This is a genomic window from Sphaerimonospora mesophila, from assembly GCF_001417795.1.
In the GTDB taxonomy this organism is placed as follows: Bacteria; Actinomycetota; Actinomycetes; order Streptosporangiales; family Streptosporangiaceae; genus Sphaerimonospora; species Sphaerimonospora mesophila.
The window spans coordinates 336016-352110 of record NZ_BCBX01000031.1 but is presented as its reverse complement, the minus strand read 5'-3'; the positions used below and the strand labels follow the sequence as shown (position 1 = coordinate 352110).

At 69.5% G+C, this 16095-nt stretch carries 19 protein-coding genes; 13 read left to right on the top strand and 6 right to left on the bottom strand.

What is annotated here, in order from left to right; all coding sequences use genetic code 11:
- Window positions 1-59: 59 nt before the first annotated feature.
- Window positions 60-968, top strand: coding sequence for a LysR family transcriptional regulator (locus AP234_RS06035; protein ID WP_200926244.1), 909 nt, complete (start codon window positions 60-62; stop codon window positions 966-968).
- A gap of 533 nt (window positions 969-1501) precedes the next feature.
- Here the strand turns inward: AP234_RS06035 and AP234_RS06030 are convergent.
- Entirely contained in the window at window positions 1502-2725 is a 1224-nt protein-coding gene (locus AP234_RS06030; RefSeq protein ID WP_055478539.1) for an MFS transporter, read from the bottom strand.
- 300 nt (window positions 2726-3025) lie between these two features.
- On the opposite strand from AP234_RS06030, the gene AP234_RS06025 reads away from it, so the two are divergent.
- A complete protein-coding gene (locus AP234_RS06025; RefSeq protein ID WP_055478538.1) occupies window positions 3026-3508 on the top strand; it encodes an ArsI/CadI family heavy metal resistance metalloenzyme in 483 nt (160 codons plus the stop codon).
- A 145-nt stretch (window positions 3509-3653) separates the two neighbouring features.
- On the opposite strand, the gene AP234_RS06020 is transcribed toward AP234_RS06025, so the two are convergent.
- Both AP234_RS06020 and AP234_RS06015 read right to left on the bottom strand, forming a co-directional pair.
- Entirely contained in the window at window positions 3654-4619 is a 966-nt protein-coding gene (locus AP234_RS06020; protein WP_055478537.1) for a tyrosine-type recombinase/integrase, read from the bottom strand.
- Between the two features lie 190 nt (window positions 4620-4809).
- Window positions 4810-5286 carry a hypothetical protein gene (locus AP234_RS06015; RefSeq protein WP_055478536.1) on the bottom strand — a complete coding sequence of 159 codons (477 nt, stop codon included), beginning with the start codon at window positions 5284-5286 and terminating at the stop codon, window positions 4810-4812.
- A gap of 257 nt (window positions 5287-5543) precedes the next feature.
- Between AP234_RS06015 and AP234_RS06010 the strand changes: the two genes are divergently transcribed.
- The 3 genes from AP234_RS06010 (at window position 5544) to AP234_RS06000 (ending at window position 7728) form a co-directional block, all read left to right on the top strand.
- Complete coding sequence (locus AP234_RS06010) at window positions 5544-6197, top strand: methyltransferase domain-containing protein (RefSeq protein WP_055478535.1); 654 nt, start codon at window positions 5544-5546, stop codon at window positions 6195-6197.
- Window positions 6198-6349: 152 nt separating this feature from the next.
- Window positions 6350-6898, top strand: coding sequence for a VOC family protein (locus tag AP234_RS06005; RefSeq protein WP_055478534.1), 549 nt, complete (start codon window positions 6350-6352; stop codon window positions 6896-6898).
- Window positions 6895-7728 (top strand): MerR family transcriptional regulator, encoded by an 834-nt coding sequence (locus AP234_RS06000; protein ID WP_235557983.1) that lies wholly within the window; start codon window positions 6895-6897, stop codon window positions 7726-7728. The genes AP234_RS06005 and AP234_RS06000 overlap by 4 nt, the downstream gene beginning before the upstream one ends.
- Before the next feature lie 114 nt (window positions 7729-7842).
- Here AP234_RS06000 and AP234_RS05995 read toward each other — a convergent pair whose 3' ends face one another.
- Together AP234_RS05995 and AP234_RS05990 are read right to left on the bottom strand one after the other, a co-directional pair.
- Window positions 7843-8316: a carboxymuconolactone decarboxylase family protein gene (locus tag AP234_RS05995; protein WP_055478533.1), complete on the bottom strand. Its 474-nt coding sequence runs from the start codon at window positions 8314-8316 to the stop codon at window positions 7843-7845.
- Window positions 8317-8496: 180 nt separating this feature from the next.
- On the bottom strand, window positions 8497-9957 hold the full coding sequence (locus tag AP234_RS05990; protein ID WP_055478532.1) for an aldehyde dehydrogenase family protein: 1461 nt from the start codon (window positions 9955-9957) through the stop codon (window positions 8497-8499).
- Window positions 9958-10201: 244 nt separating this feature from the next.
- Here AP234_RS05990 and AP234_RS05985 point away from each other — a divergent pair, with 244 nt between their 5' ends.
- Window positions 10202-10573, top strand: a complete 372-nt coding sequence (locus tag AP234_RS05985) for a VOC family protein (protein WP_062415211.1) — start codon at window positions 10202-10204, stop codon at window positions 10571-10573.
- A 26-nt stretch (window positions 10574-10599) separates the two neighbouring features.
- Window positions 10600-10998 (top strand): VOC family protein, encoded by a 399-nt coding sequence (locus tag AP234_RS05980; protein WP_055478530.1) that lies wholly within the window; start codon window positions 10600-10602, stop codon window positions 10996-10998.
- Between the two features lie 60 nt (window positions 10999-11058).
- On the opposite strand, the gene AP234_RS05975 is transcribed toward AP234_RS05980, so the two are convergent.
- Window positions 11059-12219, bottom strand: a complete 1161-nt coding sequence (locus AP234_RS05975) for a M20 family metallopeptidase (protein WP_200926242.1) — start codon at window positions 12217-12219, stop codon at window positions 11059-11061.
- Window positions 12220-12318: 99 nt separating this feature from the next.
- Here AP234_RS05975 and AP234_RS05970 point away from each other — a divergent pair, with 99 nt between their 5' ends.
- From AP234_RS05970 to AP234_RS05945, 6 genes are all read left to right on the top strand, one after another.
- On the top strand, window positions 12319-13512 hold the full coding sequence (locus tag AP234_RS05970; protein ID WP_055478528.1) for a helix-turn-helix domain-containing protein: 1194 nt from the start codon (window positions 12319-12321) through the stop codon (window positions 13510-13512).
- 92 nt (window positions 13513-13604) lie between these two features.
- On the top strand, window positions 13605-14084 hold the full coding sequence (locus AP234_RS05965) for a VOC family protein (RefSeq protein WP_235557982.1): 480 nt from the start codon (window positions 13605-13607) through the stop codon (window positions 14082-14084).
- The gene (locus AP234_RS05960; protein ID WP_055478526.1) at window positions 14081-14788 is read left to right on the top strand and encodes an FCD domain-containing protein; all 708 of its coding nucleotides are present in this window, start codon (window positions 14081-14083) and stop codon (window positions 14786-14788) included. The genes AP234_RS05965 and AP234_RS05960 overlap by 4 nt, the downstream gene beginning before the upstream one ends.
- Before the next feature lie 22 nt (window positions 14789-14810).
- Complete coding sequence (locus AP234_RS05955) at window positions 14811-15170, top strand: cupin domain-containing protein (protein ID WP_055478525.1); 360 nt, start codon at window positions 14811-14813, stop codon at window positions 15168-15170.
- Between the two features lie 9 nt (window positions 15171-15179).
- Window positions 15180-15539 (top strand): VOC family protein, encoded by a 360-nt coding sequence (locus AP234_RS05950; RefSeq protein WP_055478524.1) that lies wholly within the window; start codon window positions 15180-15182, stop codon window positions 15537-15539.
- Window positions 15540-15572: 33 nt separating this feature from the next.
- Window positions 15573-15902: a hypothetical protein gene (locus AP234_RS05945; RefSeq protein WP_055478523.1), complete on the top strand. Its 330-nt coding sequence runs from the start codon at window positions 15573-15575 to the stop codon at window positions 15900-15902.
- Window positions 15903-16095: the final 193 nt, after the last annotated feature.

The following is a 16095-nucleotide window of genomic DNA, read 5'->3' as shown; positions in this document are numbered from 1 at the left end:
CCGATCCATCACAACCACCGGTTGTCGCTGAAGGTGGAGGGGACCTCGATCTCGGTGCGGTGCGCGCGTTCGTCGCCGTCATCGAGGAGCGGTACTTCAGCGAGGCCGCGGCCCGGCTGGGGATCACCCAGCAGGCGGTCTCCAAGCGGATCGCGCGGCTGGAGTCCGATCTCGGCCTGCGGCTGTGCTCCCGCTCCCGCAACGGAGCCGAGCCGACCGATGACGGCCTGGCGTTTCTGCCGCACGCCCGCGCCCTGATCGGGATCGCCGACCGGGCGCGGGAGGTGCTGCGGGGGCGGCGGCGCGCGCTGCGGGTGGACGTCCTGGACACCCGGCTGGCCCCGGTCATCGACTTGATCAGAACCTTCCACGAGCGGAGCGAAGACGTGGACGTCGAGCTCATCACCTCCAACGGCCTCAGGACCGCTCGCACCACGCTCGCCCGGGGATCGGTGGACGCGGCCTTCTGCCGCGTGAGCGGCCCGCTGGAGGACCTCGGCAGCGTGCCGGCCGACCTGGAGCCGCTGCACCTGCTCGTCGCCCGCGGCCATCCGCTCGCGGGCCGGCAGGCGATCCGTACGGCGGAGCTGGCCGGATCCACCGTGTGGATGCCCGGCAACGCTCCGGGCAGCGAGTGGGCCGACTACTACCGTCTGCTCGGCGCCGCATTCGACATCGGGATCGACACCTCGGGGCCCGACTTCGGCTGGGAGCACTTCGTGGCCGACGTCGCCGCCGGCAGGGGAGTGAGCCTGGTCGGGGAGGGGACGCTCATACCGCGGCATCCGGACACCAGGCGGATCCCGCTGGTCGACCCGACGCCCGTCTATCCGTGCTCGCTGCTCTTCCACCGGCGCAACCGCCACCCGGTGCTGGAGGCGTTCATCGGTTTCGTCGCGGCCCGCCACTGTCGCTTCGACCCGGACCGTCAGTGGCTTCCGGAACCCGACCGGGACTCGTTCAGCTGATCGGCCATCGGCCCCACCCGGAACCCGCCCCCGGCGATTACGGCGGCATCGGCCTTGGGCGCATGACGCACAGAGCGGCCGCCTGGTCGTTACGCACGCATCCTGGCCGCCCGATGCGCCATAGTCGAACGTCACGGACATTTGGGGTAATCCACATTTATTACTCGTATTTTCGTTGAATTAATCGGCGCATGAGGTTGTCATTTATCTACTGGGCATGAGATTATTCAGATAGATTTTCGAATGCTCAGGACTCGCCGGGAGGGAGCTCGTAGAGCGGGGTTCCGTGGAGCCAAAGGGGGGGCGTGTGGGTCTCGTGACGTCGGGACGGTCGAGGCGGATGGCGCTGCGTTTGGCGGAGCCGAGGCCGATCGAGCCGGTGGAGCCGGCCATCCTCCTGGGGTTGTCCGGTCCGGGTACGCTGCCTTCTCGCGATCCTTCCCCGCTGGGGCCGCCTTCGCCGGAAGGGGAGGACCGGGCCGGACGCGGGCGGAAGCACCGGCGGAGGCGGATACAGAGGTGTGGGCGGAGGGCTATCTCTTCGCACGCCGGCCCGGCCGCGCCACTGCGATGAGGGCGGACGACAATGCCGGGACCGCCGCCAGTACGAAGCACAGCGCCAGCGGCAGGCCGTCGACCATGAGACCGACGGCCGCCACGCCCAGGGAGTCACCGATATTGAAGGCGGTGTTCACCCAGGCGCCCGCCTGGGTCCGGTGCTCCGGTGGGACGAATTCGTCGGCGAGGAGATAGGCGGTTGTCAGGGCAGGTGCCACGAACAGGCCGATGAGGCCCGCCATCGCGCCCAGGGCGTAGAGATTGGGCGAAGCCCCGGCGGCGGCGAGGGCGAGACCGAGCACGGTGGACAGCACCGGTAGCCGTACGACCCCGGACACGCGCCAGGAGACCGTGCCATAGGCCAGGCCGCCGACCGCGCTGCCCGCCGACAACGCGGCCTGGGCCCATGCCACCGCGGCGGTTTGATGGTGTCGTTCGGCGAAGACCACCATGAGCAGGCTCAGCGCCCCCAGACACAGACCCACCGCGGCCGACGTCGCGATCGGCAGGGTCAGCGCGCCCGTGCCGAGCCTTCGCCGGGTCGGCACCGGCTCCGCCCCGGGTTCGGCCGGCCGGGTCGACGCCCTCGATGGGGTGCGCAACGCCGGTGACGACACGAAAGCGAAGACGCCGATCGCGATCAAGGCCGCGCTCAGGACGACTCCGGCCGCAGGGGTGGCCAGGGCCGCCAGCAGTCCGGCCAGAAGTGGCCCGACGACGAACACCAGCTCCTCGGCAACGGTGTCCAGGCTGTAGGCGCGCTGCAACGCCTGCCGGTCGGGGAGTAGATCGCTCCACAGCGTGCGCATGACAGGCCCCAGCGGGGGAGCGCAGCCGCCCGCCGCGACGGCCAGAGTTCCCAGCAGCCACCCGGAGGCCCCGGGTTGCCAGGTGAGAGCGGCCAGGCAGACCAGCAGCAGCGCGTACGGGACGGTCAGCGCGGGCAGCACCCTGCGCGGTCCGTAGCGGTCGATCAGCCCGGCCCGCAGCGGGGAGAGCAGGGAGTAAGCGAGCCCCTCAAGGGCGATGACGGTGCCGGCGACGGCGTATGAGCCGGTGGCGGCGGTGAGCGCCAACGTCAGAGACAGGAAGACCATCCCGTAGGACAGCCTGCCCAGCAGTGCCGCGCCGAAGGCACGCCCGGCCGAGGGGAGACGGAGGACAGCAAGGTATGACAAGGGCCGCGTAGGCGAAGACATGGGGATGTTCCTCATGAAAGCAGCGCGGATCACGGCGCTGCGAACAGCACGGACACCGAGGTGCCGCACCTGATCGATGCGGCTGGTCCGGTGTCCTAGGCGCGGGGGAGGAACATGGCCGTTACCCTAGCAGCCGGGCAGTCGTACGGAAGTGCCCGCGGGTGGGAGCATTGATTTGAAGAGCATCTAACTTGACACCTATCGAATTGAGGTTCATGCTTGCGATGTGGCGTTGATTAGATATTCATCTAATCAGGGCGTGGTGACCGCCACCGCCGGTCCGTACAGAGGAGGAGCATCATGTCCCGTGTCCAACTCGCCCTGCGCGTCTCCGATCTGGAAGGCTCGATCGCGTTCTATTCCAAGCTGTTCGGCGTGGAGCCGGCCAAGCGACGTCCCGGCTACGCGAACTTCGCCATCGCAGAGCCTCCGCTGAAGCTCGTGCTCCTCGAAGGCGAGCCCGGCCAGGACACGCGCCTGGACCACCTCGGGGTGGAGGTCGGCGGCACCGACGAGGTCACGGCCGCCACCGAGCGCTTGAAGGAGGCGGGCCTGGCCACCTTCGAGGAGAACGACACCTCCTGCTGTTACGCCCTGCAGGACAAGGTCTGGGTTCAGGGGCCCGGCCGCGAGCCGTGGGAGGTCTATGTGGTCAAGGCCGACGCCGACACCCTCGGCAAGTCCGCAGCGGCGGAGTCGTCCGCGGCCTGCGTCTGCGGCCCGGAGGCCGAACCCGACCGGGCCCGGGCCGCCACCGCGACGGCCGGCGGGAACTGCTGCTGACGGACGCGGATCGCTGCCGAAGACCCTTCGCGGGCGATCGGCTTACGGTCCGCGGCATTGACGACCGGGAGGAGGCTCAGCGGGAGATTCCGGTCGGATGCGGTCGGCACCTCCAGGACGGCCAGGGACTCCGAAGACGACCGGGTCAGCGCGCCGCTGGGGGAATGTTCAGCCGGTCGACGGCCTCGCGGCGGCGGCGTTCCGGACGGCGGTCATAACGTGCGGTGGTGGCGGGGGACGCGTGGCCGACCAGGGCCTGGGCGGTGGCGAGATCGACCCCGGCGTCGAGGAGTTCGCCGATGAACGTGCGGCGGAAGTCATGGGGCGTCCGCTTCGACGTACCGGCCGAGGACAGGCGGCGGGAGACGATGTCGGCGACCGCCTGTCCGGTCATGTGGGCGTGCCGCAGCCGCCCCGCCTTGTTGATCGGGCAGAACAGCGGGCCGGCCGCCCGGCCTCGCACCTCCAGCCACAGCTCAAGCCGTTCGACCGCCTCGGCCGTGAGGTAGACCAGACGCTCCTTGTCGCCCTTGCCGCGCACGCGCAGGGATCTCGCGTCGAGGTCGAGGTCCGCCAGCGTGAGGCCGGCGATCTCCGCCCGACGGCAGCCGGTCGAGTACAGGGCCGCGAGCAGGGCGCCGTCCCGCCTCCCGGCGGGGGAGGGGTCCTCGTCGCATACGGTGAGCGTCGCGGTGAGGATCTCGGCCTGGACGTGCCTCCCGGCGGGCACCCTGGTGTGGGCGTAGGCCGGCAGGTCGGCCGCCCGCTGGAAGTCCTCGCCGCTCATCAGCCCGAGCCGCCACGCCTCCTTGAGCACTCGGCGCAGGGCCACCAGGTGCTTGTTCACGTGTGCCGGCGACCACCCCTGCTCACGCATCAGCGTGCGCAGCTTGACCGTGTGCTCGTACCGCAGCAGTTCCCAGGGCTGGCCCGCTCCGGTGGCCTGCGGGTCGCCGGTGATGAGGCGGGCGATGCGATCGAGGCAGCCCCGCATCGTGCGCCGGGACTCGGGGCTGGGCAGGCCGTCGAGGTACACGTGATAGGGATCTCGTGCTGCCTGCGCGGGGGACTTGCGCTCAGGTACGGCAGGCGGCGTGGCAGGCACGTTCACACCAGCCGATCATAATCTAAATCTACAAAGTAAAGGGTCGGGGATTGGTGATCAAACCCTCCAACATCCCAAACCCCTCACCTGAGCGGCGGCCCGCGCCTCCAACCTGAGTCGAACGGATCACTCTTCCCGCCGAGCATGTCGCGGCACTCGCGGGGGAGAGGCCGGGATGCGGCTGTCGATCCGGTTCTTACGTGTTCACGCGTGCGCTGAACCGCTCGTGAGCGGCCTGCTTGGAGATCCCCATCGCCTCACCCACCTCCGCCCACGAGGCCCCGGCCTCCCGTGCTTGGGTGACAGCCTGGTCGAACAGTGTGCGCTGCCAGCTCTCCACGTGAGACAGCAGGGTGAGAGCGGCGAGAGGGCGCTCGACCGCCAGCTTCACGATCTGCTCGGACAGCAGGTTCGACTTGATCACCAACCAGCTTGGGGGAGCGGCGGCGAGCAGCGCGGGGGCGTGCATGCTCCACCATCGACCCTCCGCCTCCTTGACTCCCTCCGGAGTGGGGGGAAATCGGCGCCGGTCGGTCCATCCGCAAGAACATGCCGCCTGGTAGCCGATGAAGGTCTTGGTGAAGGCGCTGGCGGACGAGGCCGGCTCGCCTCTGGGGAGCACCGGTGCGGCGAAGCCCTCGTGGTCGGGGATGTCGGGAAACCTCAACGTCATAGTCGTCAAGGTTTCCTGACGGATGCCGTGGGCGCAAGAGCCCTGGCGAAATCACGGAGATCATCTCGTCATCACCGAGCGATGATCTCCGTTCCGTACGGTCGTCCAGGGTCGCCCTGAGATCACCGTCGTCGGTTTCCCGGCCCGCAGCACGCTCGGGCCCAGGGCCCGAGCGGTCAGGCCCCTCGCTGCGGTAACGCCCGCCTCGGGCCAGCAACCGTACGGATGCCGGGCCACGCGGACTAGGGTCGTCATTCGTGATCGAGTCTTCCTCCCTGGACGCCACCCGGGCGGCCTACAACGCCGTCGCCACCCTTTACGCCGAGCTGTTCCGCGACTCAGTCGAAGGCATGCCGCTGGACCGCGCCCTGGTCACCGCGTTCGCCGAGTCCGTACGGGCCGCGGGCGCCGGGCCGGTGGCCGACCTCGGATGCGGCCCCGGTGGCGTCACGGCGCGTCTGGCCTCCCTCGGCGTGACCGCCTTCGGCGTCGACGCGTCGCCGGCGATGATCGAGCTGGCCCGTCAGGAGTACCCGGACCTGCGGTTCGACGAGGGTTCGATGTTCGCGCTGGACATCGCGGACGGCACACTGGGCGGCGTGCTCGCCTGGTACTCCATCATCCACACGCCTCCGGAGGACCTGCCGGTGATCTTCGCGGAGTTCGCACGGGTGCTGGCGCCGGGCGGTCACCTGCTCCTCGGGTTCTTCGCGACAGGCGATGACTCACCACACCCGGCCGAGCCGTTCTATCACAAGGTCTCCCTCGCCTACCGGCTCTCCATCGACCACGTCGCGGGTCTGGCGTCCAAGGCCGGCCTCACGGAGGTCGCCCGGCTACGTCGCGAGCCGGGCGAGAACGAGAGGTTCCAGCACGGCCGTCTCCTCGCCCGCAAGCCGACAGAGCCGTAGGTCCGGCCGACAGGTCGACGAACGCCGGATCGGGTGCCGCCGGAGGACGTCCAGGCATGGTCCCGGGAGACGGTGAAACCGGTCCACGTTTTTGCCGTGAACGCCGATCCGGGATTTGACCCTGACGTTGCGTCAGGCTTCACGATGAACACATGACCGACTACTACCAAGCGTTCGATATGAGCCCCGTCCCTCCGCCCGGGCCCGACGTGACACCACCGGAAATCTTCCGGGGCATCTACGGCATGCCGATGTTCGTCACCGTGCCGACATCTGACCTGGCCGCGTCCGTGGACTTCTGGGTCCGCGGGCTCGGTTTCGTCGACCTGTTCACGGTTCCCGGCCAGATCACGCACCTGCGGCGGTGGGCGTTCCAAGACGTTCTGCTCGTCCCGACCGGAGCCCCGCCGGCCCCTCCAACGGTGAGCATCAGCTTCTCCTGCGTACTGAGCCAGGTCGACGAGATCGCGCAGGCGTGCACCGCGCTGGTGCCCGGATGCACGACGGGACCGCGACAGACTCCATGGAGCACCGTAGATCTGGAGGTCATCACACCGGAGAACGCTCGCGTGATCATGACCGCGGCCCGTCTCCTCGACCCTGACAGCGCCGAGGCACACAGCCTCGAAGCAGCCGGCTTCATCATCCCCAAGGGGGGAAGCCGCGCAGATCGGACGCGCATGTCAGACTCGCCGGCGTGACCGACACCGCGATGGACGACACCGCGATGGACGATGCCGCGGGACCCGGCGGGCTGACCGTCGGGGCCGCGGCATCGCACGTGGGAGTCACCGTGCGTACCCTCCATCATTGGGACGCGATCGGGCTCGTCCGCCCGTCCGGGCGAACCTCCGGCGGTTACCGGCTCTACTCGGCGGCGGACGTCGCACGTATCCACCGGGTGCTCATCTACCGCGAACTCGGTCTGCCCCTCGACGACATCGGTGAACTTCTCGATGCTCCGACGGTCGACATGACCGTGCCGCTGAGACAACAGCGCGCCCAGCTCCTCGATCGCATCTCCCGTTTGCGGGCAATGGTCGATGCGGTCGATCGCATGATCGAAGCCGCGAGCGCCGGCATCCTGCTCTCCGCGGAGGAACAGGTCGCGATCTTCGGGCAGCGCTGGAAGCCGTCATTGGTCGCGGGCGCGCGTGATCGATGGGGCGACACGGCTCAATGGGTGCAGTACGCCGAGCGCGCCGCGGGCATGACCCCCGAGGACTGGCGGCAGATCGCCGTCAGCGTCGCAACGCTCGAGGACGACCTGGCAGCAGCCAAGCGCGCCGGTGTCAGGCCAGGTGGTGCCGAAGCCAACGCTCTGGCGGAACGACACAGGGCCTCCATCGGCGCGTACTTCGACTGCACCCCTTCGATGCATGTCTGCCTGGGAAGGAAGTACGCCGCCGATCCCGGCTTCGCAGCCTACTTCGACGCAATCGAGCCAGGTCTGGCCGGCTGGCTCCGTGACATCATCGACGCCAACGCCCGCGATCGAGGCATCGACCCGGATTCGGTGACGTGGACCTGACCCGCATCGAGGCCGAGGCTCTCCCACCCGGCCGTTCTCGTGGTCGTCCGGACCACCGGCGGGCCGGGGTAACGCCCCGAGCCCGCCGGAGCTCGAGCCGGTCGGTGACGCCGGTCAGTGGAACTGCCCGGGCTCGTAGTCGCCGGCCGGCTGCCGGGTGAGGATGTTCAGCCGGTTCACCATGTTCATGAAGGAGACGAGAATCACCAGGGCGGTGAGCTGCTCGTCGTCGTAGTGCTTGGCGGCGTTCGCCCAGACCTCGTCGCCGACCCCACCGGCCGCATCCGCGACCCGGGTCCCCTCCTCCGCGAACTCCAGCGCGGCGCGCTCGGCCTCGGTGAAGACCGTGGCCTCCCGCCACGCCGCCACCAGGTTCAGCCGCACCGGGGTCTCGCCCGCGGCGGTGGCCTCCTTGGTGTGCATGTCGATGCAGACGGCGCAGCCGTTGATCTGGCTGACGCGAAGCGCCACCAGCTTCTGTGTCGTGGCCGGCAGCGGCGAGTCCTTGATCGCCTTGCCCGCTGACATCACGTACTTCACGATCTTGGGGGCGGTCGTGCCGGTGGCGTAGTTCAGGCGCGCGTCCATGTGTGCTCCTCCGTGGTCGTCAGTGGCTACACCCTCTGAGACGAGGCAGCCCGACCCCCTGTGACATGGACGAATGTGACGTGCGTCTCTCTGTAAGCCGAGCCGGCCCCACGTGGTGGACGCGCATCAGATGGATCGGCCTCGTGGGTCGCGCTGTCAGATCACGGACGAGGCGTCCGGTCAGGGGCGGGTTCGGATGTTGACCGTCTTGAGACGGGTGTAGGCGTCGACGCCGGCGTGGCGGGGACCGTTCCAGTCGGGTGAGAAGTGGCGGTTCACATCGACCTCGCCGCAGTCGAGGGCGTCGGCGAAGCGGCAGGCACGTTCGATGTCCCGAGTGAAGACGGTGCCGCTGAGGCCATGAGCGGCAGCGCCGTTCGCGAGGGCGAGCGCTTCCTCCTCTGAGGAGAACGGCGTGGCGGCCAGCACCGGGCCGAACACCTCATGCCGCTCGGTCTCGCCGCCCGGCCGGACCCGGCCGAGGACGGTCGGCGGCACGTACGTGGCCCGGCTGCTGCACGGGACGGACGGTGCGCCGACCACCGTCGCGTCGCCGGACGAGACGGCTCGGGAGACGAGCTCTCGGACCCGGTTCGCGTGGGTCACGCTGATCAGCGGGCCGATGAGCGTGGCGGGGTCGAGCGCGTCGCCGACGCGCAGGTTCGCCGCGGCCTCCGCCACGCCCTTGACCACGTCGTCGTAGACCGGTTCCTCCACGAGGAGCCGATTGCCCGCCACGCGGCCCTCGCCCGTGTTGACGAACGCCGCCATCGTCGCCCAGCGCACCGCCTGGTCCAGGTCGGCGTCCGCGAAGACGATCACGGGGGACTTGCCGCGGAGGTTCAGGTGGGTGGGAGTGCGGTTGCGGGCGGCCGACTCCATGACACGGCGACCGGTCTCGGGACCGCCGGTCAGGCTGACCAGGTCGACGCGGGGGTCGGTGACGAGCTGTTCGCCGACGGTCTCGCCGGAGCCGAGCACGATGTTGAGGACACCCGCCGGGAGCCCCGCGCGGGTCAGGACCCGGCCGAGTTCGACGAGCGTGACGACGGCCTCCTCCGGAGGCTTGGCCACGATCGAACATCCGGCGGCGAGGGCCATCGCGATCCGCCGGCCGCCGGTCATCAGCGGCCCGTTCCACGGCAGCAGTTCGACCACCACGCCCGCCGGCGCGCGCAGGCGCATCGTGAGCAGTTCCGGGCCGCTCCCGGGCAGCGGTTCAGGGGGGAACGCGCTGCGCCGTACATCCCCGGGCATTGCCCGCGCGACCGCCGCGGCGTGGGAGAAGGCGCCCGCGGCCTCGTACACGTCGTTCATGAGCACGCCGCCGATCGCCCTGCCGGTGTCGAGTGCCTCCAACACGGCCAGGCGCCGCGCATCGGCGCGGATCGCCGTCGCCGCTGCCTCCAGCAGTTCGGCCCGGACCGCGGCGGGCATGCGCCGCCACTCGCCCTCGTCATGGCTGCGGCGTGCCGCGGCGAGGGCCGCCTCGACCTCGGCCGCCGTTGCCTCGGCGTAGCGAGCCGGAGTCTCTCCCGTCGACGGATCGACCACCGGGTGAGTGCCGCCCTCCCGGGATTCACGGCCGTCGATGAGCTGGGGGAGCGGGTCGGAGCCGAGCCAGGCGGGGTCGTAGCGCATGGGGCCAGCGTGACCTCCACGGGGTCGGGCGGCATTGTGTCCCTGGCATGGAGTACCTCCGAGTTGTTGTGCTCGGAGGCGGATGACCCGGCTGATCGGTGAACCTAGCGTTCGATCACATGGCACTCGCTCAGGACCCCGACCTCCCCTCAGTGGCGTTTGCGATCCAGTCCCCGACGACATTCCGCTCGGTGCTCGGCGGCGTCGCCGAGCACCGCCTGATATCGACAGCGAAGGAGCCGTTGTGCCCAATCCCGTGATTTTCGTCGATCTTCCGACGCCCGACCCGGAGGCGACGTCGGCCTTCTACGAGAAGCTCTTCGGCTGGCAGGTGAACCGCCGTCCCGCCGGGGAGTTTCACGAGATCCTCCCCGGGGTCAAGCCCAACCTCGGCATGCACCGTGAGGAGACCCCGGTGACCGGGCCGGTGCCGCGTGTCTACGTGATGGTCGACGAGCCGCCGGTCTTCCTCGCCCAGGCCGTGGCGTTGGGGGCCACGGTGCTGTGGGAGGAGACGTACTGGGAGGAGTTCGGCGGTCGCCACGCCGCCTTCCGTGATCCGTGGGGCATGGAGATCGTGCTCTGGCGCGACAAGGGCACCTACTACAACTCCTGACAGATCAGTGAGGGAATGGAGATTCCGTGGCTAACACTCTCGTTTTCGTCGACCTGCCGACCTGTGACATCGAGGCGACGTCGGCGTTCTACAAGGACCTGTTCGGCTGGCAGATCAACGGCCGCCCGCAGGGGGTCTTCCACCAGGTCGTCCCCGGCGAGGGCCTGCACCTGGGGCTGTGGAGCGAGCTGGAGCAGCGGCCGGACCCGGCACCGCGGCCGCCTCAGCGGCGCTCCGGGCTGCAGCCTCGTGTCTACATCCTCGTCGACGCCCCTCCACAGGAGTACCTCAACAGGGCGGTGATCCTCGGTGCCACCGCGCTGTGGGAGCAGACCTACTGGGAGGAGTTCGACGGCCATCACGCGTCGTTCCTCGACCCCTGGGGCAACCAGATCGTCCTGTGGTGGAAGCCCGCAGAAGACTGAGGGCTCCGATGTCGTGTCATCTCTTCGACGGGCCGGCCGGGACCGGGTCGGCCGTCCGGGTCATGGTCTGATCAGGCGGCGGCGCTGCTCCTCGTCGAGAGCGATGTCGATCGCGGTCCACGCCATGGCGGTACCGCCGTCGAGCAGGGCACGATCCGCGGCCGGCCGTACGGCGAACGCCGCGAACTCCTCCTGGTGCTGCCCCACCGGTCCCGAGTCAATCGAGATGAGCGGCTGGATGGAGGGCAGGGCCAGTGAGACGTTGGCCATGTCGGTTGAGGCGGCCGTTCGCTCGTCGGCCGTGGTCACCTCAGGAAATATCCGGCCGAGTGCCTCCGCATTCCGCCGGTAGGACTCCAGGAGAGGCACATCATGGCGGAACTCCGAGTAGGCGGGCGAGGCCGTGCCTATCGACAGCCGCGCGCCGGTCGCGATCGCACCCGCCTCGAAGCAGGCCCGCACCCGTGCTTCCAGAACCGAGAGCTCGGCGAGCGTCCGCGCCCGCACGTAGTAGTCGGCGGACGTGTGCGCGGGCACGATGTTGGGCGCCTGCCCGCCCTCGGTGACGATGCCGTGGATCCGCTGGTCGGCCGGCACGTGCTGGCGGAGCAGGCCGATGGCGACCTGGGAGATCGTCAGCGCGTCGGCGGCGTTGATTCCGTCCTCGGGGCAGGCCGAGGCGTGCGCGGGCCGCCCTTCGTATTCGACGTGCAGCTGCGCCCGGGCGAGCACGGGCGGGTCGAGCCGTTCGCGCGGCGCCGGGTGGACCATCATCGCCGCGTGCACGTCGTCGAACGCGCCGCGTTCGATCATCAGGACCTTGCCGCCGCCGTTCTCTTCCGCGGGGGTGCCCAGCACCTTGACGGTGATCCCGAGGTCGTCGGCGACCCGGGCCAGGGCGAGCCCCGCGGCCGCCGCGGCCGCGGCGATGACGTTGTGGCCGCAGGCGTGACCCACACCGGGCAGCGCGTCGTACTCGGCGCAGATGCCGATCACCAGCGGCCCGCTGCCCGCTGTGGCGACGAACGCCGTGGGCAGGTCGCACACTCCGGTCCGTACGGCGAAGCCCCACGAAGACAGCTCTCCGGCCAGCCAGGCACAGGCCCGCTCCTCCTCGAATCCCAGCTCGGGATTGGCGTGCAGCCGGTGGCTCAGTGCGATGAGACGATTCGCCTCCTGGCCGATCGCCGCCTTCGCGACGGCCTTCATTCGATCACGCATGGCAGAGATTCTCACGCAAATAAGGCTGTCCTAAAAGGGCATTAAGTGATATTAAATATTCCATATTTGTGGCTAACGGGGTAAATACCGGGAGGTCGCGTGGACCATCTGATTGCCCTGGGAAGTCCGGACAGCCCGACGAAGCGGCCGAGCCGCCTGCGCCACCGTGCCCCCGTGACCACCGTCGAGGAGTTCGCGGCCGGGCTCAACGCGCTGGCCCTCGGCGGTGACGGATGGCGGTCGATCCTGGCGCGGATCGCCGAGCAGACCGGCCGGGAGGCCCGCCTGATCGGCGTGCACGGCGGCGTGTTCGGCGCCACCGACGGAGGCGACGCGACGATGAGCCCGGCCGAGGTGGCTTGCGTCTTCGCCGGACCCCAACCGGCCACGGTCACCTTGGCGGACGGATGGACGGCCACGGCCCTGGCCGTGTGGGCCGGGCAGCGCCGGGTGGGCCTGCTGCTGCTCGCGGAACCCGTCGACGATCGGACCCTGACCTACCTCAACGCCTCCACGACGGCCGTGGCGATCGAGGCGGTACGGCGCGACGCGGCGGCCGCGGCGACGGCCGAGACCGCCAGCCGGCTCATCGACGAGCTACGCTACGGCGCGCTGCGGGGCGCCGGCGAGCTGACCCGCACCGCGGCGAGGTTCGGGCTCCGGCTCGACGGGCCGCACGCGGCGGCGGTCTTCGCCTACGACGGGCCCAATCGACGAACGTGGTCCACCGCTTTGTCCTGGCTGGAGATGCCGGTGCGGCAGGAGGACGGCGAAGGCTGGACCGTGCTCTCCGGCGACATCCCCCGGGAGGTCACGCGGATCCGCGTCCGGCTCCAGGGCATGGTCGGCGACGGGACCGTGCTGGCCGCGACCGGGCCCCTGGTGTCGGATTGCCGGGAGACCGCCCGGTCCTTCCGGGACGCCGAGACCGTGCTCGGCCTGCTCAGGCGGAGAGCGGGGGAGGCCGAGCTGCTGCACGCCACCCTCGGCCCGGCGCAGCTGCTGCTCGCCCTGCCTCCAGAACAGCTGAACGTGTTCGTCGAGCAGCAGCTCGGGCCGATCCTCGACCGGCCGGAGCTGCTGCTCACCCTGGACGCGTGGCTGGCCACCCGGGGCAGCCGGGCGGCGGTCGCCGACCTGCTTCATCTGCACCGCAACTCCGTCGGCTACCGCGTCGGCCAGCTCCGCCAGCTGCTCAACGCCGACCCGCTGGATCCGGAGACCGCCCACCGTCTCCGGACCGCGCTGACGGCCCGCGAGCTACTGCACGTTTTCGCCGAGAGAACCTCTTGATTGATCCGGTCTGGCCAACTTATGCTCTGATTGTCAGACCAACAGACCAACAGACCAAGAGGACTTGGGGCGGCCAGATGGGGATCACTCGGATGAACCACGCGGTGCTGTACGTGCGGGACGCCCGCCGGACCGCGGACTTCTACCAGCGATTGCTGGACTTTAAGGTGATCATCGAGGGTCCGGCCGGACAGTACGTCTTCCTGCGCGCGCCCGACTCCGACAACCACCACGACCTGGCCCTGTTCACGATCGGATCGGCCGCCGGCGACTCCCCGGCGGGGCGGAGCACCGTGGGGCTCTACCACATCGCCTGGGAGGTGCCCACCCTGGAGGAGCTGGCCGCGGTCCAGGAGCGGCTGGCCCGCGAGGGTGTGCTCATCGGCGCCAGCGACCACGGCGCGAACAAGAGCCTGTACGCCAAGGACCCCGACGGTCTGGAGTTCGAGGTCATGTGGCTGGTCCCCGCCGAGTTCTGGGGCGAGGAGGAGCACGAGGCGATCATCCGGCCGCTCGACATCCCGGGTGAGCGGCAGCGCTTCGCCGCTCTGATGGGGGGTGGCGGATCGTGACCCGCGCCAGGTTCGGCCCCGTGCCGGCCCGCCGGATGGTCTCCGAGGAGATCCGCGACGCGCTGCTGGAGAGCATCGAAACCGGCGCACTGGCCCCGGGTGCGCGGCTCCCCTCCGAGCGGGTGCTCTGCGAGGAGTTCGGCGTGGCCCGCACCTCGGTGCGGGAGGCGGTGCAGAGTCTGCTCGCGCTTGGCCGCGTGTACAAGGTCGGCAACCGGTTCCATGTCGCGGAGAAGCTTCCGGAGATCAGCTTCGATCCCCGCAAGAGCCGGGTGCGCGAGTTGTTCGAATGCCGCAGGGTCATCGAGGTCTCGATCGCCCGCTTCGCCGCGTCCCGGGCGACCTCCGCTGAACGCGACGAGCTGCTGCGGATCGCCGATTCGTTCACTGAGGAGATGTCGTTGGAGGAGTTCCGCGGTTCCGACCGGCTCTTCCACTGGACCGTCGCCCGTGCCTGTGGCAATCCGACCCTGCAGGAGCTGTACGGCAAGGTCCTCGACGGCGTCTTCGCCTCCGAGGAGTTCCGTACGCTGCTGGACTCCTCCACCAACGCGGAAGCCGTACGTGAGGTGATCGCCGAGGCGTGCGTCGCCCACCGGCGCATCGCCGAGGCCATCCAGGCCGGCGACGAGGACTGCGCGGCCCAGGCCGCCGAGTTCCACCTCAGCGAGGTCGAGCATTCCATGATCGCCCGGATGGTCTGAACCCCCCGACGACGGAGAGAGCATGACCGAACACGTTTGGCGCTTCGACGACGACGCCTTCAAGGAGATCAAGCCGGGCTTCAGACGCCGCATCTACACCGGCGACGACCTGATGCTGACCCTGTGGCGGATCCGCGAGGGCGTCGGCCCCACGCCGTACGACTGTCACCCCGACAACGAGCAGTTCGGCGTCATCATCAAGGGCCGGCTGGACTTCCGCATCGGCTCGGACGAGCGACGGGTGCTGGGGCCCGGCGACGTCTACTGGGCCCCCAAGAGCTTCCTGCACGGGGACAGCCGTTTCATCGGCGACCCCGAGCACGGAGAGACCTGGATCCTCGACATCTTCACCCCGCCCCGCGAGGACTACCGGAACGGATAGGAGACCCCCATGAATCTTGGCAGCCTGCTGATCGGCTCCTCCGCCGTCGAGACGATGAAGGAGTGGTACCGCGCCGCGTTCGACGTCAAGGAGAACGAGATGGGCGCCTTCACGTTCGGCTCGACGCAACTGTTCATCGAGGAACACAGCGAGGTCAGCGGACCGACGAAGGAGCCCGCGCGGGTCATCCTCAACCTGGACGTGGCGGACTGCCGCGCGATCGAGGCGCACCTGAGGACGCTGGGCGTCACGTGGGTGCGCGAGGTGGAGCAGATGCCGTTCGGCCTCATCGGCACCGTCGCCGACCCCGACGGCAACTACGTCCAGATCATCCAGTGGGGCGCCGAGCCCGAGTCGCACAAGGACTGAATCGCCCTCCGCGTGTCCTTTGGAGGCAGGGCGATGAACACTTCGGCACGGGCCGCCCTCGCGATCGTGCCGGCGTCGGCGCCGCCGCTCACCGCCTGCGGTGGCGGCGGCTCCGGAGCCGAGCACGGCGGCTCCGCCACCGCGACCAAAGGGCAGCCGGACGTCATCGGGGATGGGAAGGTCGCCATCGGGGTCATGCGCCCCGGCGACATCCATGACAACGGCTACTACCAGAGCTTCGTCGACGACGCGAACGAGATCGCCCAGGCCGACGGCTGGAAGATCCGCACGATCGACGAGCTCAATCCGGCCGACGCGGTCGACCAGAAGCGCGATCCGGCCGGCCTAACCCGTATGACATGAATCGTCCGGACAGCCCGGACCCTGAAGGGCAGGACACGTGAAGAAGTGGTTCCAGTCCATCCTGGCGATGACCGTCGTGTCAGGTCTGTTTGCGACAGGCTGCGGCAGCACGCTCTCGGCCTCCGCCAGCGGGACGGCCGGTCGCCAACCCGACGTCAACGGCGACGGCAAGGTCGCCATCGGGCTCATGAGC